This is a genomic window from Undibacterium sp. Tian12W (assembly GCF_049339405.1).
In the GTDB taxonomy this organism is placed as follows: Bacteria; Pseudomonadota; Gammaproteobacteria; order Burkholderiales; family Burkholderiaceae_D; genus Undibacterium.
Map to the genome: position 1 here is coordinate 1 of NZ_JBMPPK010000018.1, position 23,251 is coordinate 23,251.

A 23,251-nucleotide genomic window follows, 5' to 3' on the forward strand; every position below is an offset into this window, starting at 1 on the left:
ACTGAAGAAGTTGGGGATACAACTCCCCAATTCTTGATGAAAATCATGTTCAGCAGCACGTTTTATGCTTTGACTGGAACATGATTTTGTAATTGATGGAAATTAGAACTTAATCAGATGTTCCTTAGCTACAGTATGAGATGTTTCTTGGGAAAGTCGTTATGATTGAATCCATCAAGATTGCCAATGTTGCGACGTACACAGGACCTCAAACCATGGACGGTTTGGGGCACCTCAATTTCGTTTTCGGTGCCAATGGCGCCGGCAAAACCACCATTAGCAGGGCCTTGACCCAGCAGCCAGGCTATGAGCACTGCGCCGTCACATGGAATGATGGCGCTCCGTTGCGGACACTGGTCTACAACCGCGATTTCGTTGATACTAATTTCAACGCATCTAGTGATTTAAAGGGGATTTTTACGCTCGGGAACGATGGGATTGTCAACGAGGCAGCGATCGCAGCTAAAAAAGCGGAAGTGCAAGAAATCGACGAAGAAATGGCTAAGCTCAAGAGAAGCCTCGGAAGCAATGGCAATATCGGTAGCAAGAACAACGGCCCCCAAGTGAAAACTGGGAAATACGATGATCTTGATAAGCTTATATCCACGTTTGAGGGCCAATGTTGGGTATGGAAGCAAAAGTACGACGAAGTGTTCAAGGTAGCGTTCACCGGTGTTAGGGACTCGCGCGCCAAATTCAAAGACAAGATACTCGATCAATTGGTTTCTAACCAATCCGAGTCGCGTCCCCTGGAGGAGCTGATGGAACGCGCAAAGACCGTCTTCGGCCCACCTCCTCAAATCGAGCAAACCATTCAAGAACTGGGCACTGCCGATTTGGTGGGTTTAGAAGCCAGCGAGATCTTGCGCAAAAAAGTCGTCGGGAAGGCTGACGTCAATATCGCAGCGATGATCCATCGCCTGGGGCACAGCGACTGGGTGAAGGAAGGTCAGGGGTTTTTGAATGAAAGCGCGCCGAACTGCCCATTCTGCCAACAGCCGGTTCCGATGGACTTCGAGAAAACCTTGTCGGCATATTTCGACGAGACGTTCGAGCTAGACACCGCTGCAATCACCGACTTGCAGACCAGCTACGAAGCAAAATCAAAGACGATGTTGGCACGGCTGCAGTCGGCGCTCGATGCCAATTGCAGTTTCCTCGATAGGGTAGCGTTCGAAGCCGAGCAGGCAACGATTGAAGCGAAGTTAAGGGCCAACGCCCTGATCCTTGCCAATAAGCGCAAAGAACCCAGTTCGACCCAGACTTTGGAATCCATCGCGGCACCGTTGGCTGCTGCAACCACGCTCATCAAGGAGGCGAATCAAGCCGTCGCTGAGCACAATCGTATCGTGACCAACCTGGCCACCGAGAAAACGAAGCTTACCAACGAAGTTTGGCGCCACCTCCTCAACGTCGACCTCAAAGACGATTTGTCCAACTATCTCAAGGATAGAAAAGCGCTCGATGCCGCTATTGAGAGTTTGAGCCAGAAGATACAGGATGCCGGCGTGACTAAGACTGCGCTGGAGGTCGAGCTGGGCACGTTGGAACGAGCTGCTATCAGCGTTCAGCCAACCGTCGACTCCATCAATGGTATGCTTAAATCCTTTGGCTTCAAGACGTTTTCACTGGCGAAAGTCGACGAAGGACCTCGCTACAAGTTGGTGCGCCAAGACGGCAAAGACGCGCGCAACTCACTCAGCGATGGAGAGAAGTCGTTCGTCACATTCCTCTACTTTTACCAGTTAATCAAGGGCAGCGATAGCGAGAATGGTATCACGCTGATCGGGTGGTGGTATTCGACGATCCCGTGTCCAGTCTGGACAGCGAGGTGCTATTCATCGTCAGCAGTCTTATTCGAACGCTCTTCGATGACATGAGAAACAACCGAGGGCAGGTCAAACAAATATTCATCTTGACGCACAACGTGTATTTCCACAAAGAGGTTTGTTTCAACGCCGTTCAACCCAAAGGAAAAGATAAGATCAAAACTGGCAAAGATGCCCAGAAATCGCTGAAGCCGACATATTGGGTTGTACGCAAAGACGCCGCAGGCCCGCACATAGAATTTCATGACAAGAATCCCATTAACACGTCATACGATTTGCTCTGGAAGGAGATTGCCAGGGAAGTGCCGAACCCATTGACCATCCAGAACTCGATGCGCAGGATCTTGGAGCATTACTTCAAAATTCTTGGAGGAATCGATTTCGACGATTTGTGCGAAAAGTTCGAAGGCCAGGACAAGATCGTGTGTCGCTCTCTCCTCTCGTGGGTCAATGATGGCTCACACTATTCGCACGACGACGTGCATTATTCGTTTGGCGATGACGTCATTAAGGCACAGCTTGAGATATTCAAGAGAATATTCGAGGAAACGAACCATTTGCCGCACTACAATATGATGATTGAAAGGGCGTAAGTACGCCCTTGAAATGTGCGATCTTTACCAGTGCGCACTGAAAAAACAAGTTTGACAGTATTTGGGTTTACTTGCGCTACTCAGGTTACCTACGCAACAAATACGAATAGATGCGCAGGACTAGACATTCCGCAACCAGCCATTTTCTTATATTTTTTTGGCCTATCGGCATTGAGCTTATGCACAACTAGTTTGGACAAACTGGCGCGCTCACGGATCAGTCCGTACCGGCGTCAGAGGAGGTTGCACTTGCAAATCTTTTCGCTGGCGCGATTGGGTCATGTGGAAATCCCAATTCTCACCGAACCGTCACAATTAGGGATGTGCAGGACGCTCAAGAGATAGCAAATACTATCCAGGCGCTCGCGAACTGGTCAGCGTTTAACAGAATAGCTGGTCAGACTTCAATGGATTTATTGGTCACACTAGTCCGGTACATGCAACAAACTACAAGTCACTGCCAAATACTCCAATCATCACTGAGTTCAATGCAGGCCATGTGACGCCGCGCACGGATCGACGGCAGTACTCTAGTTAAATTGCTTGCTGAATGCTGCTCTAAGTAGCCCAGGTCCATTGCGTAATCCATCACCATAGTTACCCGGCCAGCCAATCGCCTAGCGCTTTCTGGCGTATCTGCGAAGTCTTGCAAAGCCTGAACGAATGTAGTGCGAGGTATTTTATCAACAGGCAGATTACCTATTTTCGCAATGATCTGTTCCAGGGACGTGATGGTCTGGTGCTGGTGCTTGCTATTGGAAAGTGACGGCACTTTGTTATCGAGCCATTGCCGGGCCACCTCTTTAAACAAAGGTATTTTGTTTTTTATTTCTGCCGGTGCTTTTTTCCGTTCGAGATTCTTTAGCCTTGCATCAGCCAGGGAGACTTCGGGATATTTGCCATACGTGATGGTCGTGCGCTTTCCAGCGACATCGCAATCGCAATCGCACTTCCATGTTTGGAGCCAGCCGTCGACGCATAGAGGTATAGGCCCTCTATATCGCGGATTTTGTATGGCTTGTCTTTGGGCTTTGCTGCATCAATTTGTTTAACGGTAAGAGCCATCGCGGAAAGTAGGTAAATTTTTTATCTTACCTACATTCTACCTACTTATCTATATTTACAATAGATTACGCCAAATTGCACAAAACGACGTTAAACCGTTGATTACAAAAGGAAAAAGAGGTTAAACCTTAATAGACTTAACCCCTTCTTACGTGTTACTGGCGGAGATGGTGAGATTCGAACTCACGATTCAGGTTACCCCAAATGCTTCCTTAGCAGGGAAGTGCCTTCGGCCACTCGGCCACATCTCCACACTATTGCAGCCGCTAAACTCAGCTGCAATTGAGACCGTGATAATAGCTGCTTGTATGACTTTGGTCAACAGTCAGGCCAGAAAAAATTTTAAGCGCTTTCCAGACCGAATGCTTTATGCAGGGAGCGGACCGCCAGTTCCATGTATTTTTCATCAATCAGGACCGATATCTTGATTTCTGAAGTGGAGATCATCTGGATATTGATGCTCTCTTCTGACAAGGTGCGGAACATCTGGGAAGCGATACCAACGTGGCTGCGCATGCCTACGCCAACGACCGAGACCTTGGAGACCTTGGAGTCACCGACAATGCTGCCAGCGCCGATATGGGCCTTGACGCTGTTTTCCAGCACGTCCATGGCCTTGGTGTATTCGCCGCGTGGTACGGTGAAGGTAAAGTCGGTCTTGCCTTCGACAGACTGGTTCTGGATGATCATATCGACTTCGATATTGGCATCAGCAACCGGGCCCAGGATTTGATAGGCGATGCCTGGTCTGTCTGGTACACCCAGGACGGTGATTTTTGCTTCATCACGGTTAAACGCGATGCCGGTGATGGTAGCTTGTTCCATGTGTGTATCTTCCTCAAACGAAATCAGAGTGCCGGAATTCGCTTCTTCTTCCAGCGGTATTAATGGGTCGGTCAATGATGAGAGAACGCGGGTAGGCATGCGGTAGTTACCGGCAAATTCGACGGAGCGGATTTGCAGGACTTTGGAACCCAGCGATGCCATTTCCAGCATTTCTTCAAAGGTAACGGTATTCAGGCGACGCGCATCAGATACCACGCGCGGATCGGTCGTATAGACACCATCGACGTCAGTATAAATCAGGCATTCTTGCGCCTTGAGTGCTGCGGCAACAGCCACGGCAGACGTATCAGAGCCGCCACGACCCAGGGTCGTGATATTGCCCAGTTCATCGACACCCTGGAAGCCGGTGATGATGACGATCTTGCCGGCATCGAGATCAGCCTTGACCTTGGCTTCATCAATCGAGGCGATCCTGGCCTTGGTATGGGCAGAATCGGTCTTGATGGCAACTTGCCAGCCTGCATAGGACACGGCTTGTTTGCCTATCGCCTGCAGGGCAATGGCCAGCAAACCGACTGAGACTTGTTCGCCGGTAGAGGCAATCATGTCAAGTTCACGGGGATCAGGCTGGGCAGAAATTTCTTTTGCCAGGCCGATGATACGATTTGTTTCACCAGACATTGCTGAAGGCACCACGACTATCTGGTGACCGGCATCATGCCATTTGGCGACGCGCTTGGCGACGTTCTTGATGCGTTCTGTCGAACCCATCGAAGTACCGCCGTATTTGTGGACGATTAAAGCCATAGATATAGAAACTGAGATAGAAACTGAGATAGAAGACCAAAGGGTGAAAAATGCGGAAAATCAGCCTCTTACTGTACATGTTGCTCTGCAAAATAACAAGGCACTTGTCAGCAGAAAATCAGAAGAAACACTTGCTCAGCAATTGCCAAAAGCAAATTTTCTACAGAAGCGTGGTTATTAAGGCATGGGATTTGCAAGGAAATGGGATCTGCCAGGCTTAAGCTGGCCCTGGAATTTGCGGCTGTTTTTTGGAGGCGGCAGGGACAATAGAAATAATTATATAAAATATTCCAATTTTTCTATTTTGAATCAATCACTTACGCCAACATACCCCTGCCAGTATATTGATTTTATAGTATGCCGAGCAATTGTCAGCCTTATGCAGATCGCAAATTACTTATTCACATATCGATATAAGAATTCGATTGATCTGCATTCGTCAACCGGGCTTAAGTTGCTCACTTTCTTTACTTACTTTTTAGCATAATTGGAAAACAGGCGACGCCAGCCTTCATGACCAAGCTCACGCATGGTTTCCATATTCTTTTCATAGATTTGCTCGGCTTCTGGGAAGGCTTCTACCGCCTTGTCTATGCTTTCTTCGCGCAACAGATGCAGCGTTGGGTATGGCGAGCGATTGGTATAGTTTTCTATATCGTCCTGCTCGGTATCGGCAAACTGATAGTCAGGGTGAAAGCTGGCAACCTGCAGGATGCCGTCGAGTTCCATTTCTTCCAGCATGCCATCGGCGACATCCAGAAAATCATTGAAGTCCAGAAAATCGTTCAATGCCAGTGGGTGGATCAGCAAGGTGGTTTCTATTTTCTCGGGATTGGCTTCGGCCAGTAATTCGAGTTCACGCTCCAGGTCTTCCAGCAAGGCTTCTGGCGTCTTCGCTTCACTGACGACATAGCGCACCTGCTGCTTGACCTGCACAGCCTTGGCAAAAGGACAGAGATTCAAACCGATGACGGCTTTGTCCAGCCAGGCTGCGGTCGCGGAAATAACGTCGTCGGAATTGATGAGGTGACTGGGCATGATATGCATAAAAGACAGGGAAGGCCCGAGGATACCATGCCAGATTTTCAGGTGCGTGACATCCGTCAATTTTGCATCGTATTTACGAGCCTTCAGTGCTTATGCATTACCTTGCGCGGTACTACCCTGCCCTGCAATCTGTTTATCTCGCCTCACCAGCAATCGCCTTATAGCTGACAGCACCCAGCACAGCACCAACGATAGGTGCAAGCCAGAACAGCCACAATTGCTGCAAAGCCCAGCCGCCAACATAGATGGCCACGCCTGTACTACGTGCAGGATTGACCGAGGTATTGGTGACAGGAATGCTGATCAGATGTATCAGCGTCAAACCCAGGCCAATAGCGATAGGTGCAAAACCTTGTGGTGCGCGGCTGTCGGTCGCGCCAAGGATGATGACCAGAAACATCATCGTCATGACAACCTCAGTCACCAGAGCAGCCACCATGGAATAACCGCCAGGCGAGTGTTCAGCAAAACCGTTGGACGCAAAACCACCAGACACGTCAAAACCTGCTTTGCCACTGGCAATCAGGTACAAGACACCACCGGCAACGATACCGCCCAATACCTGGGCGACGATGTAAGGCAGCAATTTGTTGGCAGGAAAACGGCCACCTGCCCACAAGCCGATAGAGACTGCGGGATTAAGATGACAGCCAGAGATATGGCCTATAGCAAAAGCCATGGTCAGCACAGTCAAACCAAAAGCCAGCGACACGCCGTGCAAGCCTATGCCCACACCAGGGAAAGCCGCTGCCAGCACCGCACTGCCGCAGCCGCCAAGTACCAGCCAGAATGTTCCCAAAAATTCAGCACCATATTGTTTCATTTTTTCACTCACTTTTCTAAGGTATGGGTTGCCCGGTTTTCCATGCGGCAGGATTAAAAATCTTGCCCGCATAGTGAGGAACAATATAACAAACTTACATTGCCATATTGTTAAATATTTATGATGAATTATTAATTTTTCGAGAAATCAACTGATTAATTAAACATGTTTTTCAAACATTGAAATATGTCTGAAAAAAACCCCAAAAAAAGACGAAAAAAAAGCGAGCTAAATTCGAGCTCGCTTTTTCACTTCTATGGCATTTACAAAGGCCTACTACCTGTTCAAGTCAAAATTCATAGATGACTTAAAGTTTGGCTTTAATGCGTAAGCTGACAAGCCACCGCGTGCCAGCCAATGCTTGCCTGCAACATTAAATTTCTTCGTACAAAGGCAAAGTCAGGAATTCTGCAAAGTCTTCTGACGTTGACATCTCTTCAAATATTTGCGCTGCGCGGTCATAGGTAGGGCCTGTACCAGCCACTTCTTTAACCTTGGCCAGCTCTTCCGGGATCATGGCACGCACCATGTCGGCAGTGACTTTGCGGCCGTCTTCCAGATTGCCCTTGACAGAGCGTATCCATTGCCAGACTTGTGAACGGCTGATTTCTGCAGTTGCAGCATCTTCCATGAGGTTATGGATAGGCACGCAACCATTGCCAGCCAGCCATGCGCCGAGGTAATGAATACCGACGTTGATGTTGTAACGCAGGCCAGCTTCGGTGATCGGTGTTTCTGGCTGGAAGTTCAGCAAGTCCTTGGCACTAACTTCGATATCAGGGCGCTGTTTGGAAATCTGGTTAGGGGCGTCACCCAATACCTTTTTGAACTCTGTCATCGCCAGTTCTACCAGACCTGGATGCGCTACCCAGCCACCATCGTAACCATCTGTCGCATCGCGGGCTTTGTCAGTACGCACGCCACCCATGGCGATGTCATTTTTCTCAGGATCGTTCTTGATCGGGATCAGTGCCGCCATGCCGCCTATCGCTGGTGCATTGCGCTTGTGGCAGGTTTTCAGCAACAGCAAAGCATAAGAACGCATGAAAGGCGCAGTCATCGTGACCTTGGCGCGATCTGCCAGGCAGAAGTCTTTGTCGTTCTTGAATTTTTTGATACAAGAGAAGATGTAATCCCAGCGACCAGCGTTCAGGCCTGAGCTATGCTCACGCAGTTCATACAGAATCTCATCCATTTCGAAGGCAGCGACGATGGTTTCGATGAGCACTGTGGCCTTGATAGTGCCCTGTGCCAGGCCGATTTCATTCTGTGCCATGACGAAGATATCGTTCCACAGACGCGCTTCCAGGTGGGATTCCATCTTAGGCAGATAGAAGTAAGGGCCAGCGCCGCGTGCCAGTTGTTCTTTGGCGTTATGGAACAGAAACAGGGCAAAATCAAAAATGCCGCCAGAGATGCGCTTGCCATCGACGAGCACATGTTTTTCATCGAGATGCCAGCCACGTGGGCGCACGACCAGAGTGGCGATCTTGTCGTTCAGTTTGTAGGATTTACCGTTTTGTTCCAGGCTGATAGTGCGGCGCACAGCGTCGCGCATATTGATCTGACCTGTGATCTGGTTATCCCAGTTTGGCGTATTGGAATCTTCAAAGTCTGTCATATAGCTATCAGCGCCAGAGTTAAAGGCGTTGATGACCATCTTGCGTTCTACCGGGCCGGTGATTTCTACACGGCGGCATTCCAGTGCCTTGGGGATAGGTGCGATCTTCCAGTCACCTTCGCGGATATGCAGGGTTTCTGGCAAGAAGTCTGGTGTTTCACCGGCATCCAGGCGTTTCGCACGCTCTACGCGGGCAGCCAGCAATTCCTGACGGCGTGGCTCAAAAGCGCGGCTCAGTTTGGCAACCAGAGCCAGGGCTTCTGGTGTCAAAATCTCGGCAAAGCCTGGCTTGATTTCGCCGCTGATTTGCATGCCTTCAGGTAAAGTCAGTTGTGTCATTGTAGTCTCCAAAAATGAATTAAAACGAAATCAGTTGCGATGTTTTGCGATAAAGGGAATCAGGTCTTGCAGCGTGTGCCCTACACCGTGCGGCGTCACGCCCAGTTGTTCCAGCGGCGCATTTTGCCGGTTAACCCAGAAGGTGGTGTAACCAAACCAGGTAGCACAACAGGCATCCCAGCAATTGCTGGATACAAACAAAATATTTTTTGCTGGCACACCAAATACATCAGGTGCCATTTGATAGGCTTCAGGTGCGGTCTTGAATTTCTTGACGACTTCGACCGACAGCAAGTGGCTGAATATACCCTGCATGCCAGCGGCATCGACAGCCGACTGTAGCATGTGCAGATTACCATTCGATAAAATCGACATTTTCATGTCTTGTGCCTGCAAGGCTTGCAGGACGGACAGATTTTCAGGAAAAGCTTTCAGCCGTGCATACTGCCCCATCAGGCTGTTTTGTGCATCCAGCGTCAAATCCAGATCCAGCTTCTGGCAGCAAAATATCAACGCGTCCTGGGTGACTTCCCAGAATGGCTTGTACATGCTGCACATGGTACGCAGGCGGGTGTATTCAATCTGCTTGTCGCGCCACAACTCTGCCAGTGCCCTGCCCTTACCGGGAAAAAGCTTGTCTGCCAGTTCGCTGATGGAATACACATCGAACAGGGTACCGTAGGCATCAAAGGCAATGGCGGAAATGGTCATGGTTTTATTGATTGCGCTGAATGTGAGACTGGCCTGGATGTGAAAAATTAAATGGCAAACATCATGAAAGCAGTATATTCAATATAAAATACTATAATCATCGAATTTCATCACTACATCTTTTCATTTTAGTTGCAAATGAAGAGGTAAGAAGCCAGGTTCTCATGGATCAGTTTAAACAAATCTCCACTTTTGCAGAAGTGGCAACCAGAGGCAGCCTGTCTGCAGCCGCCCGTGCTGAAGGCGTGGCCCCTGCCATGATAGGCCGCCGTCTTGATGCACTCGAAGAACGCCTGGGTGTCAAACTCTTGCAACGCACGACCCGCAAGCTGGCGCTAACCAATGAGGGCGAAGCCTTCCTCGAAGATTGCCAGCGCATACTGGCTGATCTGCAAGATGCCGAAGGCGCAGTATCTGAACGCAGCGCCCGTGCCAGCGGCACGCTGACGATTTCAGCCCCTGCCGGTTTTGGCCGCCAGCATGTGGCGCCACTGATGCCCTCTTTTTTAAGTGAACACCGCGATGTGAAGCTGACGCTGAGTCTGAATGACCGGGTAGTGGATTTGATCGGCGAAGGCATAGACGTCGCAATACGCATAGCCGCACTGACTGACTCCAACCTCATAGGCGTGAAGCTGGCGGACAACAAGCGTGTGGTAGTCGCCTCACCCGCCTACATCAAACGCCATGGCACACCGCAAACCCTGGATGAACTCAGCAAACACAATTGCCTGGCTTTCAGCGCTGATGGCAGCCAGCGTGGCTGGACCTTTCGGCAGAACGGTAAAAATGTGACCCTGAAGGTAGAAGGCAATATGGTCTGCAACGATGGAGAAGTCTTGCATGACTGGGCCTTGTCAGGCAAAGGCCTGGCCTGGCGCTCGATGTGGGAGGTGGGATCAGAAATTGAATCAGGCAAGCTGGTCACAGTGCTCGATGAATTCAACGCGCCGGGCAACGATATCTATGCGATCTTTGCCCAGCGCCGCCACCTGCCCTTGCGCATACGTGCCTTCATTGACTTTTTACGTCACGCCTACAGCCAGCCGGATTACTGGCAAAAATCCTGAACATGATTTTTGCCATTCAGGTTTGAACCCTGGTTGCGGAGAATTAAAACTCTTCCCAGTCATCCTGCGCTGCTGAAGCGGCCGGTTTGGCTGTCTTTTTCGGCGCAGTTGGAGTTGCCGCAGGCAGTGATTTGACTGCAGACCGCTTAGTCACAGGATTATCCCTGATGACAGCCCTTGCAGGACTAAGCACTGCAGGCCTGCTGCTATTGCCGCCCGCATCGTTTGCATCAATCTTGAAGATACTCACAGCATTGTTCAGGTTATTTGCCTGGTCACGCATGCTGCTGGCTGCGGCAGCGGCCTGCTCTACCAGCGCAGCATTTTGCTGGGTAGCTTCATCCATCTTGCTGATTGCCAGGCTAACCTGGTTGATACCATCTCTTTGTTCGGCACTGGCAGAAGTGATTTCTGCCATGATATCGGCGACGTTTTTGATGGAGACCACGATCTCGTCCATGGTCTTGCCCGCATCATCGACCAGGCGCGAGCCAACTTCGACCTTATCAACAGAATCACTGATGAGTGCCTTGATTTCCTTGGCTGCATTGGCCGAGCGCTGCGCGAGGTTACGCACTTCAGTCGCTACCACGGCAAAGCCACGGCCCTGCTCACCCGCACGTGCAGCCTCTACCGCAGCATTCAAGGCCAGGATATTGGTCTGAAAGGCAATGCCATCAATGACACCGATAATATCGACGATCTTTTTGGAACTGTCCTTGATCGAAGACATGGTGTGCACGACGTCACCGACCACCTGACCACCTTTGCTGGCAACATCCGAAGCACTCGATGCGAGGGTGCTGGCCTGGCGTGCATTGTCGGCATTCTGCTGCACTGTCGAAGTCAGCTCTTCCATGGAAGAAGCAGTTTCTTCGAGGCTGGCAGCCTGCTGCTCAGTGCGGCTGGACAAATCCATATTGCCAGTTGCAATTTCTTCTGAAGAGACGGCGATAGAACCGCTTGATTGCCGTACCATGGTGACAGTTTGCATGAGACTCTGACGCATGTTTTCAAGCGCAGAAACCAGTTGTCCCATTTCATCACGGGATGTTGGTTTCAGTTGCTGGGTCAGGTCACCATTGCCTATCGCTTCAAACTGATCAATTGCCAGCTTCAAGGGGCTGGAAATAGCAGCCAGCAAATAATAAGCCGAGATACATACGGCAACCAGACCACCAATCACACCCAGGATATCAACCCATAAAAAGGTAGTGAATGCAGTCTCGCTGTCTTTTAAAGAATTGGCGGCACCGGTAAATTGGTATTCACTGAGCTTGGCCATTTTGTCGGAGTAAGCAGTGAATGCTGGCGGTACAAGCTTCATATTGATGTTGTCGGCCTCTTCCTTGTTGCCTGCCTTGATGGCGTTGAACATGGGCATGTGCGCAGTCTTGATGTAATTGTCACGCAAGACGGCAACCTCATCAGACAACTTTTTTTCGTCGGCATCTTGCGGCAAGGCCAGGTATTTTTTCCAGTAAGCTTCAGACTGGTTAAAAAAATCCTCTGAACGCTTGAGGGTTTCAGCTGTATCCGGGAATTCGGGATGGGCGATTGCCCTGTCGACCGCAGTGCGGGCTCGCAGGAGAAAAACACGGGATTGCCCCATTGCTTCTACCGACGGCAATTGATTGGAAAAAATCTCTTTGATGACCGCATTGCTGTTGTGAACGCCGTACACTCCCATCAATCCGCCAATGATCAGCATGATTGCCATGAAAGCCATTGCACCTATCAGTCTTAGTCTGATTGTTAGATTGAACATCTTCACTTCCCCCTTTTTTACGTTCCGATTTGGAACCAGAATACAAAAAATTCTTATTAAGAGTATTGATCAGAGACAACATTAGCACGGCTAATACAGCTCAAGTATAAATAAAATTGCAAATTTTCGTGAAAGAAAATTTTGTGCTTTTGCAAAAAAAAAATCCCCGGAGAACCGGGGATTTTTTGAGCAAATCTGGCATGACACCAGATATCAGCAGACTAACAAATCAGCAATTAGATTGCTTGGATGTTAGAAGCTTGCTTGCCTTTAGGGCCTGTAGTTACTTCGAAAGAAACGCGTTGGTTTTCTTTCAAAGATTTGAAGCCGTTAGATTGGATAGCGGAGAAATGAGCAAACAGATCTTCACCGCCTTCATCTGGAGTGATGAAGCCGAAACCTTTTGAATCATTGAACCATTTAACAATACCTGTTGCCATTACAATTTCCTATTTCAGTTAATGTGGGCATATGCCCGATAGATCGTTTCAACCAAGTAAGAAATGACAGACTGATACTGCACTACCACTTTGAATCTCAACGACTGAACGATTATACGCAGAATTTCGGGGAAAAGTAAAATAAAACACTACACTCTCGATTTATCTTGCAGTTTCAGAGGAGAAAACCGGTTTTTAGACACAAAACCTGTCACAAAACTGTCATATATCCTTGTAATTGCCAAAAAATCGCGCTTAATTAAGCTTGCAGCCAAAATGGGCGGTGCGTTTATCCAGGAAGGCAGACACACCTTCGGCAAAGTCCGATGTCATTGTGACTGAGGCAAAAGCCTCGATTTCATCATTGACCTGCTGCTCCAGTGAGGTCGCATCTGACTGATAAACCAGGCGCTTCATCCTGGCATAGCTTTCTTGCGGGCCACGTAACAGTCGCATTGCCAGCTTTTCTGTGACATCCTTCAATTGTTCAGGCGGCACGACAAGGTTGATCAGGCCAAAGGCCAACGCCTCTTCAGCATCAAAATTTTCTGAAAACAATAGCCATTCCAGTGCCTTGCGGTTACCAACGAGGCGCGGCAGGAACCAGGTATTGCCCACATCCGGGCTGGCACCTATCTTGGCATAAGCCATATTGAAGCGCGTGCCTTTGGCCGCCACCACCAGATCAGCCGCATTCATGGTACCCATGCTGCCACCGGCAACTGCGCCGTGCACAGAGGCAATCACGATGGCTGGCAGCTTATGCAGGCGCAATATTGCCTGGTTCAGCTCGGCACCAATTTCACGTATGGCTTCGGGGGATGCCGGGTCACCGGGCTTGAAGCTGGCGATGTCACCACCCGCACCAAACACCTTGCCCTCAGCACGGATAATAACAACGCGTATGCTTTGGTCTTCTGCCAGCAATTCGGTTAACTGGTTCAGGGCACGAATCTCTGCTGCGCCCATGACGTTCATGCAATCGGGATTATCAAAAATGATGGTAGCCAGTCCATTGGCTTTTTCCAGACGTATGCTCATGCTGCCTCCCCTTGTTGTAGTTTGTATCTACATCCTAGTACAAGCGGGCAGAAAGGCAATCAGGCGCGGCCATGCAACATGAAGGCGGCGGCCCCAGTCGCAATCCTGTCCCCCTTCTCATTACGCAAGTCCATCAAGACATTGGCGACACGCTTGCCCAGTCGCGTGACTTCGGCAGCCGCGACAAAATGCTTGCCGCGCCCAGGTTGCAGATAGTCGATGCGCAAGTCTATGGTACTCATCTTGCCGAATTCCTTGATCTGTGAAATGACATCGTCCTGTGGGTTGTGTTGCGCCATTTTTAGCAGGATGGCGAATCCCGCTACGCTATCAAGCACAGACGCGATGACGCCACCATGTAGCATGCCCTGGGCAAAATTGCCGAGCAATTCGTCACGCATGCCTATGGACAGGCGTGGAGCGTCCGGGTCAAAACTGTCGAGCTTCATGCCCAGCAATTGGCAGAAGGGAATTTTTTCCTCAATCACCATTTTTAGCATGCTCTGAAACTCTGAATTATTAATCATGTTTTGTGTCATTGCCTTTTTCCTACTATCCTGTGAGTAAAATAGTAATAAAGTAATTAATCAAGCATTTGCTTTATTAATTGTATCATCATACACTTGCGCCACAAATTGACTCAGTTGATACCTTACAGCAACAACCCAGGATCCAACCAGACAGGAGAACACATATGACTGAAGCCTATCTTTTTGATGCGCCACGCACACCGCGTGGCAAAGGCAAGAGAGATGGTTCGCTGCATAGCGTCAAGCCCATCTCTTTATTGTCTGGCCTGATGCAGGATATGCAGCAACGCCTGTCGCTGGACACTGCACTGATTGATGATGTCGTGCTGGGTTGTGTTACCCCTATAGGCGACCAAGGGGCAGACATCGCCAAGACGGCGGCCCTGGCGGCAGGCTGGGACTGGCAGGTCGCAGGCGTGCAACTGAACCGCTTTTGCGCATCCGGCCTCGAAGCAGTCAACCTGGCCGCGCAAAAAGTACGTTCGGGCTGGGAGGACCTGGTGGTAGCAGGTGGTGTTGAATCAATGTCGCGCGTGGCTATGGGATCAGATGGTGGCGCCTGGGCAGCCGACCCGCAAACCAGCATGCAGACTGACTTTTTACCGCAAGGCATAGGTGCAGACCTGATTGCCACGCTGGAAGGCTTCAGCCGCGAGGATGTCGATGCCTTTGCCCTGCGCTCGCAGGAAAAAGCCACGGCAGCACGGGCGGCGGGCCGTTTTAAATCCCTGCGCCCTGTGCGCGACATGAATGGCCTGGTGATACTGGCTGAAGATGAATTCATTAAACCACAATCCAGCATGGCAGCGCTGGCTACTCTCAAGGCTTCATTTGAGATGCCGGGCAAGATGGGCTTTGATAGCGTCGCGATACGCAAGTACCCCCACATTGAACGTATCAAGCATGTGCATACTGCTGGTAACTCGTCCGGCATTGTCGATGGTGCAGCGCTTGCACTGATAGGCAGCGCCGCCATGGGCATACGCCTGGGCCTGAACCCACGTGCCCGTATCGTAGCGTCTGCCGTGACAGGAACTGACCCGACCATCATGCTGACCGGCCCTGGCCCTGCAACGCTGAAAGCCTTGAACAAAGCCGGGCTAAGCATAGAAGACATAGACCTGTTTGAAGTCAATGAGGCATTTTCTGCGGTAGTCATGAAATTCATGAAAGACCTCAAGGTACCGGAAGAAAAAGTCAATGTGAATGGCGGCTCGATTGCGCTGGGTCACCCACTCGGTGCCACAGGTTGCATGCTGCTTGGCAATCTGATCGATGAGCTGGAAGCGCGCCAGTTAAAGCGCGGCCTTATCACCCTGTGTGTGGGTGGTGGCATGGGCATCGCCACCATCATAGAGCGCGTATAGAAAATTGGGGAAACAGACATCATGATCAATTACAGCAAAGACCAACATCAGATAGTCACTCTCAGCATCGATATGCCTGGTTTGTCGGTGAATACCATGAATGCGGTATTCCGCGCGGCCCTGGCATCTGCGGTCAACAGACTGGAAGAAGAAAAAGAACAACTCAGCGGCGTCATCCTGACGTCTGGTAAAGACAGTTTTTTTGCTGGCGGCGATTTGCGTGAACTTGTCAACATAGAAGATGCAAAAACCTGCCTGGAAATGGTAGAGAAAAACAAGGCTGTGCTGCGCAGGCTGGAAAAACTCGGAAAACCAGTCGTTGCAGCCATCAATGGCAGTGCTCTTGGTGGCGGACTGGAATTGGCGCTGGCCTGCCATTACCGCGTAGCCCTTGATCATCCCAAAGCCAAAATCGGTTTTCCTGAAGTGTCACTGGGTTTGTTGCCAGGTGCAGGTGGCGTAGCGCGTATGGTACGCATGCTGGGCTTGCAGGAAGCCATGCCTTATCTGGTTGAAAGCAAGCAGCTTGCTCCCGCAGCAGCCGTCAAGGCTGGCCTGGTGCACGCGCTGGCCAGCAGCCATGACGACATGCTGCAACAAGCCCGCACCTGGATACTGGCCCATCCTCAAGCACAACAAGCCTGGGATGATGCCAACTATAAATTGCCGGGCGGCATACCCAGTTCTGCCAAATTGCTGCCCATGATCATGGCAGCTCCTGCCATGCTGCGCGAAAGAACCCGTGGGAATTATCCTGCGCCAGAAGCCGTACTGGCAGCCATGGTAGAAGGTGCGCAAGTTGATTTTGATAACGCACTCAAAATAGAGGGCCGCTATTTCACGCATCTGGCAACAAGCCAGGTGGCCAAGAACATGATAGGCACCCTGTTTTTCCAGATGCAGGAGGTCAGCTCTGGCAAAAGCAGACCACGGGATATCCCGAAATCAAAAATCAGCAGGCTGGGTGTGATCGGTGCGGGCATGATGGGCGCTGGCATCGCATCTGTGAGTGCGGCGCGCGGCATCGTCACGGTGATGAAAGAGCAATCACTGGAAAAAGCTGTGCAGGGCAAGGCCAATATTGCCAATAGCCTGCAGAAAAAAATCGAGCAGGGACGCCTGTCCGCAGAAAAAGCGGCTGGTCAGTTGACACTGATACTGCCTTCAGCCACTGCCAGCGATTTTGAGGGATGCGAGCTCATCATCGAAGCCGTGTTTGAAAACCGTGAACTGAAAGCCAGCGTCAGCAGCGAGGCGGAAAGCATGCTGGCTGCAGATGGCATCATGGCCAGTAATACCTCTACCCTGCCGATCAGCGGCCTGGCAAAAGCCGTCAAGAATCCTGAACGATTCATAGGCATACACTTCTTTTCGCCTGTCGATAAAATGCAGCTGGTGGAAATCATCAAGGGCAAACAAACCAGTGAGGCGACGCTGGCACGCGCTTATGACTATGTACTGCAAATAGGCAAGACACCCATCGTCGTCAATGACTCCCGCGGCTTTTTCACCAGCCGGGTGTTTGCCAGTTTTGTCAACGAGGGCCTGAGCATGCTGGCAGAAGGTTTGCCAGCAGCACTTATAGAAAATGCTGCGCTCTCAGTCGGCATGCCGGTGGGGCCGCTGGCCATGCAGGATGAAGTATCACTGAGTCTGTCACGCCATGTCACGGCGCAAACCAGGGCCGATCTGGAAGCCGAAGGCCAAAGCTGGCAAGCACCAGCATCTGCCGCGATCATCAATACCATGATTGATCAGCATCAGCGTGCAGGCAAAGCAGCAGGCGCGGGCTTTTATGAATATCCCGTAGATGGCGGCAAGAAGTATCTATGGCCGGAATTGAATAACTTGTTTGGCAAGGCCGGGCACAGCCTGCCCTATGTCGATTTGCAAGACAGGTTTTTGTACATGCAGGCGATAGAAGCCCTGCGCTGCCTTGATGAAGGCGTACTGGAATCGTCACGCGATGCCAATATAGGTTCGATTTTTGGCATAGGTTTCCCTGCCTGGACTGGCGGTGCGGTGCAATTCGTCAATCACGTCGGCACGGCACGCTTTGCTGAGCGCGCAGCAGAATTGCAGGCCAGCTATGGCGAGCGCTTTGCCTTGCCAGCGAGTTACTGGGCATTTGCTGCCGACAGCAAGCAGTATTAGTAATAGTAGTGAGCATCGTTGCAGCAGCATTAAATATATAGATGCCGCTGCGACCATGTAAAAAACAAAACAAAGCGGCTTCCCTGCACGCATAAATCCTGTGATAATCATCGCTCGACTAATTAAGGGCGGTGCAGCTATGTGGTCAGTTGAAAGATGGATGGCAAGCAGTTGTTTTGTATTCAGCAGTCTTTTAATGATGACCATGCCCTGCGCAGCCAAGCCGCTCTTGCGTTGCTATGTCAGTTATGCTGGCAGCATGCAAACCATAGAGAGTCAGTTAGTCACTGACCCGTATGATGTGAAGACCACTGATATAGGCGAGCGCTTCACCTTCAAAGCCGTCATGGTAGGCAAGGCGCAGCAGATAGACTACATCAAGCTGTATGCTTATTTCCAGACGCGTCGCAGCGATGTCCCCGTCCATCAGGCGACTTACCGCCCTCCCTTCAAAGTCAGCACTAAAGAGAACCCACTGACACCACAAAACTCCGTGTATGCGGGTGACATAGAACGTGAGCTGCAGTATCGCTGCACCTTGCAGGAGGTGCAATGATGATGAAGCTCAAATGCGTAAGTCATATGCTCGTAGCTATTGCGCTGACAGGCATGTTCACACATACAGCCATGGCGCAAGACGACAGCGTCAGCATATTGTTTGCCGGCGATGTAGTCCTTGATGGCAAACCCGGCAAAATGATCGCCGACGGCAAAGACCCATTTTTTGCCTTTGCCACATTATTCAAAAGTACTGACATACGCGTCGTCAACCTCGAATGCGTGGTTGCCACAACGGGTGATGCTGCCGACAAGAATTTCACCTTTCGCGCGCATCCCCGCACCCTGGCTACTCTGAAGCAGCATGTTGATGCAGTGTCGATTGCGAATAATCATTCCGGTGATTTTGGCCGTGCGGCTTTCCAGGAAATGCTGGGTTTGCTGGATCAGCAGCAGATCAAGCGCTTTGGCGGCGGCAATAATCTGCGTGAAGCGCATACACCACTGATCATAGAAAAGAAAGGCTTGCGCATTGCCCTGCTGGGCTACAACGAATACATGCCGCGCAGCTTTGAAGCGGAAGCACAGGCAGCAGGTGTGGCCTGGAGCGAAGATGAACAAGTCGTACTTGACATACGTAAGGCACGCCAGCAATACCATGCCGATCTGGTCATACCCTTCATGCACTGGGGCTGGGAAAATGACAAACTCGCTGTCGAAAGACAGCGCCAGTTAGCGAGACTGATGATAGATGCAGGCGCCGATGCCATCATAGGTGGCCACCCCCATGTGATACAGGATGTAGAGCATTACAAGGGCAGGCCCATCATATACAGCCTCGGTAATTTCGTCATGGATGAGCTCGACAATGAACCGCAAACCCGTGGCTGGGTCGTACGCCTGCAACTCGATAAAAAGGGTGTCAAAGCCTGGGATACCCGTGTGGCCAAAATAGATCAGGATGGCGTGCCTCACCCTGTACCTGAGGCCAGCACTGCGTGCTGGAATCGCAAGGACGGGCAGCTCAGGCAATGCAGTAACGCTGAATAATAATGATGCCAGCCGCTACACTTTGACTGCGGCTGGCACATCCAGCACCACATCCGAGCAGGCCTGCGCGACACAGGGCAATATCCAGCCATCCTGCTTTTCTTCCAGGCTCAGGCCCGGCCAGTCTATCTGGTAGTGTATTTCCCCGGCCAGCATCTGGCACATGCAGGTGCGGCAGGTGCCATTACGGCATGAATTAGGGATACGCACACCGTCCAGCAAGGCGGCTTCCAGCAGGCTGAGCTCATGCTGAGTTTCGCAAGTCCAGCCCTGGGGTTGTATGGTCACAGTCCATACCTTATTCCCTAATACTTCCGGCGTATTCATTTTTTCTCGCTATCAACCTTGTCTTCAGGCTTGAATTTTACTAGATTGAAAGCCTGCCCTCCTGATAACTCAGCAGAGGCAGAAGTCTTTTCAGGAGCTCAACATGATGACAGCCAGTGCACATCTACTTTCCCAACAGCAAGACACTTATTCAGAAAGGCGCAATGCCCGCGCACCAGATTTTATACTGATGCAGCTTGACCCTCGTGATGTCATAGAAGGAGTAATGTTAGAAGAAGGTTTTCAATCCGAGGATGCGCCCTCGGCAGGCCATATGCGTGAGCATTGCCCCCATTGCAGTGGAGTGCAATTGCAGCTCATACTGCGCTATAAATTCGTCAAGCGCTCCCACCTTTTTTGCAGCAGTTGCACACGCTGCTATGACGCCTTATATCCAGATGGTACGTCGGCACTGGCATTGAGTGCCATGTCACTGGTTTGACAACAGTAATATCGGCAAGGTCAGCAATATTGCAAGTCCAAAATAAAACGGCATTTCCTCGCTATCGCCAAGGAAATGCCGCTCTGTAAAACTTGTCTGTAAGACTGGTTCTTACACCACAGTCTGCAAGCGCATGGCCACGCCCATGTCGCCGGATACTTTAAGTTTGCCCATCATGAAACCGTTCATAGGGTTCAATTGACCGGTCAGCAAGGCTGCCAGGTTTTCCAGTGAAATTGTGATGGTGCAGCCAGCTTCCTTGTTTTCATTGCTGACTGTATTTGGCGTCACCAATGCATCAACGAATACCACGCCGTCATCACCGCAATCAAATTTCAGGGTAGCGTTCAAACCACTATCATCACCAACTTTAGCGCGTATCGCTTCTGTGCAAGCTTGCAGATCCATGAATTACTCCAGAAAAAATTTAAACGACTTGCAATGTATCACGGCAGGCTTTCGAGGGACAATACTAGAAGAGTATGGAACTCAATCGCCGATGCTTACTTCAATGTGCAAGTCAGCATCCAGTAGTAAGTGTTTCTGAAAATACGGATGTCGCGTACCGCAGGACCAAATTTTTTGCGCAGTGCACTATCAGTAGGGAAGTTCTTGAGTATCTCTACCCTGCTGCCATCTTCCTGCTTGCGTAACTGGAAGGTATTGCCTTCAAGATCAGTTCGGGCAATCACTGTGCTGCTGCCTTCGACATAGTTATTGTCGATCAACACCAGTGTCGTGCCTTTACCGGTTACCTTGCTCAGATGACCCAACAGGCTGGTCTGATCATCACGCATGACATGTGACCAGAAAAAACCGGCAAAGCAAGTTGTATATTGGTTTGCTGTCGCGGCGGGCAATTCATGCAAATCAGCCAATGCAAATTGCACTTTGCCTTCGGGGTAAGCTTTGGCCTGGGCCACATCCAGCATGGGCTGGTTATAATCAGTCGCCACGACGCTTGCCGCTACGGGGGCAAAACGCTCAGTCCAGTAGCCTGTGCCACAGGCCACTTCCAGCACGCGCTGGTCTTTCAATACGTCCAGGACTTTGCCCTGGATTTCACGTAAGTCTTGCTGGCGCTCTGGTTTTTGGTAAACCTTTTCCAGGGTCTGGGCACGTTGCGCATAGTATTCGCGCATTTTGTTTTCACTCATTTTTATCTTTCAACAGAAAATCCACCAGCTCTACAAATCCCGCGCCATATTCGGCATGACAGACATAGGCCGGGTGGGCCTCAAACCTGTCCAGGTATTTGCAGACGTTTGCCACTCCAACGGAGTATGGGTAATGGGCAAACATGCTGGCATCATTGGCAGAATCACCAATAAATACATAAGTCTTTTTTGCGGCTTCATCGCTGATGCCAAATACTTCATGCAACACGCGCTGGCTCATGCTTTGTTTGCTAAACGGCGCAACCGAGGCATGGGCGTGGATGCTGCTGGTAGTCGCATGAAAGCCATGTTCACGGATCAGGGCGACGACTTCATTCAATTGCGTCAGCGGTATTGCAGGAATATTTTCAGCAATATCAAATGCCAGGTCACCTATTCGTTGTGCAGCATCTGAAGCAGGCAATACATCCGGGAAATGCTGGCGCATGGTGTCAGCAAAATCCAGCAGGCGCTGCCTATGCTGCTGACGGGTTGGTGCATCGGCATAATACATCGCCTGTTGCCTGCCATTCTCATCCAGCCAGAAAGCACTCGCGCCATTCTCGGCAATGACTGCATCAAAATCGCATAGCCTTAATAACGGCAAAGTCCAGTATGTCGGTCGCCCTGTCACCGCTATACGCCGCAAACCTGCGTTTTTTGCCCGCTCGAGTGCGGCAAGCGCAGCCACGGTCAGCTTGCCATGGCTGCTGAAGGTGTCATCAATGTCCGTCAGTATACCGCGCACCTGCCTGCGTTGTCCGGCAGGCCAGCTACTCAGTGCCTGCATGCTCATAAATCGTAAGTATCCTTATTGCCCTGCATGACATTGTCTATCATTTTACGATTCAGGGTAGGATTCAGCAATTCTATAAAGGTGTAAATATAGCTGCGCAAATAAGCACCCTGCTTGATCGCGACTCGCGAAATATTCATGCCAAACAATTGGCCGACTGGTATGGCGCGCAAATTCTTGTCGCGCTCAGCATCAAAGGCCATGCCGGCAATAATGCCAACACCCATACCCAGCTCTACATAAGTCTTGATGACGTCTGCATCAATGGCTTCCAGCAGGATATCGGGCTTAAGGCTGCGTATCTGGAAAGCGTGGTCTATCTTGCTACGGCCTGCAAAGGCGGCATCGTAGGTGATCAATGAATAATTGGCAATTTCTTCCAGGCTGATGTTCTTTAATTTCAGCAGGGGATGATCCACTGGCACCACGACCACATGTTCCCATTGATAACATGGCAGGGATATCAAACCATCAAAGCCGGCAATGGCTTCTGTCGCTATCGCAATATCTGCCTGGTCACGCATGACCATCTCGGCAATTTGCTTGGGGTTACCCTGCAATAAAGACAATCTTACCTTGGGGTATTTTTGCATGAAAGCTTGCACTACCTTGGGCAAGGCATAGCGTGCCTGCGTGTGAGTAGTGGCAATGGTGAAACTGCCGCTGTCCTGTGCCGCAAACTCTTTGCCTATGCGTTTGAGTCCATCAATTTCCTGCATGATGAGCTCAACAGACTTCAACACCGCCCTGCCCGGCTCGGTCAGGCCGCGTATGCGCTTGCCATGACGGGTGAAAATATCAACGCCCAACTCCTCTTCAAGCTCAATAATTGCCTTGGAAACACCTGGTTGCGATGTAAATAAGGCCTTGGCAGCCTCAGTCAGATTAAAATTCTGTCTTACAGCTTCGCGTACAAAACGCAATTGATGTAGGTTCATGGGTAGATTTTTGTAAAGGCGAGGATAATCTCTTATGCAATTAGACCTAGGT

The 23,251-nt window shown here is 50.4% G+C and carries 24 protein-coding genes, 1 tRNA gene and 1 pseudogene; 9 read left to right on the forward strand and 17 right to left on the reverse strand.

Features of this window, described 5'->3' with window-relative positions; genetic code table 11:
* Positions 1-161 precede the first annotated feature (161 nt).
* The 3 genes and pseudogenes from ACO0LI_RS21570 to ACO0LI_RS21580 all read left to right on the forward strand — a co-directional run.
* Entirely contained in the window at positions 162-1,880 is a 1,719-nt protein-coding gene (locus ACO0LI_RS21570; RefSeq protein WP_423035144.1) for an AAA family ATPase, read from the forward strand.
* Positions 1,811-2,422, forward strand: coding sequence for an AAA family ATPase (locus ACO0LI_RS21575; protein ID WP_423035146.1), 612 nt, complete (start codon positions 1,811-1,813; stop codon positions 2,420-2,422). Before ACO0LI_RS21570 ends, ACO0LI_RS21575 begins: the two co-directional genes overlap by 70 nt.
* 230 nt (positions 2,423-2,652) lie before the next feature.
* Positions 2,653-2,925 (forward strand): annotated as a pseudogene (locus ACO0LI_RS21580) (hypothetical protein); the annotation flags it as partial.
* Here ACO0LI_RS21580 and ACO0LI_RS21585 read toward each other — a convergent pair.
* The 8 genes from ACO0LI_RS21585 to ACO0LI_RS21620 form a co-directional block, all read right to left on the reverse strand.
* A complete protein-coding gene (locus ACO0LI_RS21585; protein WP_423035148.1) occupies positions 2,877-3,233 on the reverse strand; it encodes a phage integrase central domain-containing protein in 357 nt (118 codons plus the stop codon). The pseudogene ACO0LI_RS21580 and the gene ACO0LI_RS21585 sit on opposite strands and share 49 nt — an antisense overlap.
* A 50-nt stretch (positions 3,234-3,283) precedes the next feature.
* Positions 3,284-3,487 carry an Arm DNA-binding domain-containing protein gene (locus tag ACO0LI_RS21590; RefSeq protein WP_423035150.1) on the reverse strand — a complete coding sequence of 68 codons (204 nt, stop codon included), beginning with the start codon at positions 3,485-3,487 and terminating at the stop codon, positions 3,284-3,286.
* Positions 3,488-3,646: 159 nt separating this feature from the next.
* A tRNA-Ser gene (locus ACO0LI_RS21595) sits at positions 3,647-3,738 on the reverse strand.
* Positions 3,739-3,829: 91 nt separating this feature from the next.
* Entirely contained in the window at positions 3,830-5,080 is a 1,251-nt protein-coding gene (locus ACO0LI_RS21600) for an aspartate kinase (protein ID WP_422950511.1), read from the reverse strand.
* Between the two features lie 471 nt (positions 5,081-5,551).
* Positions 5,552-6,118: a DUF1415 domain-containing protein gene (locus tag ACO0LI_RS21605; RefSeq protein ID WP_422950512.1), complete on the reverse strand. Its 567-nt coding sequence runs from the start codon at positions 6,116-6,118 to the stop codon at positions 5,552-5,554.
* A 142-nt stretch (positions 6,119-6,260) separates the two neighbouring features.
* Complete coding sequence (gene aqpZ / locus ACO0LI_RS21610; protein ID WP_422950513.1) at positions 6,261-6,950, reverse strand: aquaporin Z; 690 nt, start codon at positions 6,948-6,950, stop codon at positions 6,261-6,263.
* Positions 6,951-7,323: 373 nt separating this feature from the next.
* On the reverse strand, positions 7,324-8,910 hold the full coding sequence (gene aceB, locus ACO0LI_RS21615; RefSeq protein WP_423035152.1) for a malate synthase A: 1,587 nt from the start codon (positions 8,908-8,910) through the stop codon (positions 7,324-7,326).
* Positions 8,911-8,940: 30 nt separating this feature from the next.
* Positions 8,941-9,621, reverse strand: a complete 681-nt coding sequence (locus ACO0LI_RS21620; RefSeq protein ID WP_423035154.1) for a haloacid dehalogenase type II — start codon at positions 9,619-9,621, stop codon at positions 8,941-8,943.
* A gap of 164 nt (positions 9,622-9,785) precedes the next feature.
* Between ACO0LI_RS21620 and ACO0LI_RS21625 the strand changes: the two genes are divergently transcribed.
* Positions 9,786-10,691 carry a LysR family transcriptional regulator gene (locus ACO0LI_RS21625; protein WP_423035156.1) on the forward strand — a complete coding sequence of 302 codons (906 nt, stop codon included), beginning with the start codon at positions 9,786-9,788 and terminating at the stop codon, positions 10,689-10,691.
* A 43-nt stretch (positions 10,692-10,734) separates the two neighbouring features.
* Here ACO0LI_RS21625 and ACO0LI_RS21630 read toward each other — a convergent pair whose 3' ends face one another.
* The 4 genes from ACO0LI_RS21630 to ACO0LI_RS21645 form a co-directional block, all read right to left on the reverse strand.
* The gene (locus tag ACO0LI_RS21630) at positions 10,735-12,459 is read right to left on the reverse strand and encodes a methyl-accepting chemotaxis protein (protein WP_423035158.1); all 1,725 of its coding nucleotides are present in this window, start codon (positions 12,457-12,459) and stop codon (positions 10,735-10,737) included.
* A gap of 236 nt (positions 12,460-12,695) precedes the next feature.
* A complete protein-coding gene (locus ACO0LI_RS21635; RefSeq protein ID WP_007878889.1) occupies positions 12,696-12,899 on the reverse strand; it encodes a cold-shock protein in 204 nt (67 codons plus the stop codon).
* Between the two features lie 255 nt (positions 12,900-13,154).
* Positions 13,155-13,940 carry an enoyl-CoA hydratase/isomerase family protein gene (locus tag ACO0LI_RS21640; protein ID WP_422950518.1) on the reverse strand — a complete coding sequence of 262 codons (786 nt, stop codon included), beginning with the start codon at positions 13,938-13,940 and terminating at the stop codon, positions 13,155-13,157.
* Between the two features lie 59 nt (positions 13,941-13,999).
* Positions 14,000-14,479, reverse strand: a complete 480-nt coding sequence (locus tag ACO0LI_RS21645) for a thioesterase family protein (protein WP_423035160.1) — start codon at positions 14,477-14,479, stop codon at positions 14,000-14,002.
* A gap of 155 nt (positions 14,480-14,634) precedes the next feature.
* Here ACO0LI_RS21645 and ACO0LI_RS21650 point away from each other — a divergent pair, with 155 nt between their 5' ends.
* From ACO0LI_RS21650 to ACO0LI_RS21665, 4 genes are all read left to right on the forward strand, one after another.
* Positions 14,635-15,837, forward strand: coding sequence for an acetyl-CoA C-acetyltransferase (locus ACO0LI_RS21650; RefSeq protein ID WP_423035162.1), 1,203 nt, complete (start codon positions 14,635-14,637; stop codon positions 15,835-15,837).
* 21 nt (positions 15,838-15,858) lie between these two features.
* A complete protein-coding gene (locus ACO0LI_RS21655; RefSeq protein ID WP_423035164.1) occupies positions 15,859-17,991 on the forward strand; it encodes a 3-hydroxyacyl-CoA dehydrogenase NAD-binding domain-containing protein in 2,133 nt (710 codons plus the stop codon).
* A 196-nt stretch (positions 17,992-18,187) separates the two neighbouring features.
* The gene (locus ACO0LI_RS21660) at positions 18,188-18,547 is read left to right on the forward strand and encodes a hypothetical protein (RefSeq protein WP_423035166.1); all 360 of its coding nucleotides are present in this window, start codon (positions 18,188-18,190) and stop codon (positions 18,545-18,547) included.
* Between the two features lie 26 nt (positions 18,548-18,573).
* The gene (locus ACO0LI_RS21665; protein WP_423035168.1) at positions 18,574-19,539 is read left to right on the forward strand and encodes a CapA family protein; all 966 of its coding nucleotides are present in this window, start codon (positions 18,574-18,576) and stop codon (positions 19,537-19,539) included.
* A 15-nt stretch (positions 19,540-19,554) separates the two neighbouring features.
* Here ACO0LI_RS21665 and ACO0LI_RS21670 read toward each other — a convergent pair whose 3' ends face one another.
* Entirely contained in the window at positions 19,555-19,866 is a 312-nt protein-coding gene (locus ACO0LI_RS21670) for a 2Fe-2S iron-sulfur cluster-binding protein (protein WP_423035170.1), read from the reverse strand.
* Positions 19,867-19,969: 103 nt separating this feature from the next.
* On the opposite strand from ACO0LI_RS21670, the gene ACO0LI_RS21675 reads away from it, so the two are divergent.
* A complete protein-coding gene (locus tag ACO0LI_RS21675; RefSeq protein ID WP_162041942.1) occupies positions 19,970-20,308 on the forward strand; it encodes a hypothetical protein in 339 nt (112 codons plus the stop codon).
* Positions 20,309-20,419: 111 nt separating this feature from the next.
* Here the strand turns inward: ACO0LI_RS21675 and ACO0LI_RS21680 are convergent, their stop codons facing one another.
* The 4 genes from ACO0LI_RS21680 to ACO0LI_RS21695 all read right to left on the reverse strand — a co-directional run bounded on the left by ACO0LI_RS21680 (position 20,420) and on the right by ACO0LI_RS21695 (position 23,199).
* Positions 20,420-20,716, reverse strand: a complete 297-nt coding sequence (locus ACO0LI_RS21680; RefSeq protein ID WP_162059462.1) for an SCP2 sterol-binding domain-containing protein — start codon at positions 20,714-20,716, stop codon at positions 20,420-20,422.
* Positions 20,717-20,811: 95 nt separating this feature from the next.
* Complete coding sequence (locus ACO0LI_RS21685; protein WP_423035172.1) at positions 20,812-21,465, reverse strand: class I SAM-dependent methyltransferase; 654 nt, start codon at positions 21,463-21,465, stop codon at positions 20,812-20,814.
* On the reverse strand, positions 21,458-22,261 hold the full coding sequence (locus tag ACO0LI_RS21690; protein ID WP_423035174.1) for an HAD family hydrolase: 804 nt from the start codon (positions 22,259-22,261) through the stop codon (positions 21,458-21,460). Before ACO0LI_RS21690 ends, ACO0LI_RS21685 begins: the two co-directional genes overlap by 8 nt.
* Positions 22,258-23,199, reverse strand: a complete 942-nt coding sequence (locus ACO0LI_RS21695) for a CysB family HTH-type transcriptional regulator (protein ID WP_422950529.1) — start codon at positions 23,197-23,199, stop codon at positions 22,258-22,260. Before ACO0LI_RS21695 ends, ACO0LI_RS21690 begins: the two co-directional genes overlap by 4 nt.
* Positions 23,200-23,251 lie beyond the last annotated feature (52 nt).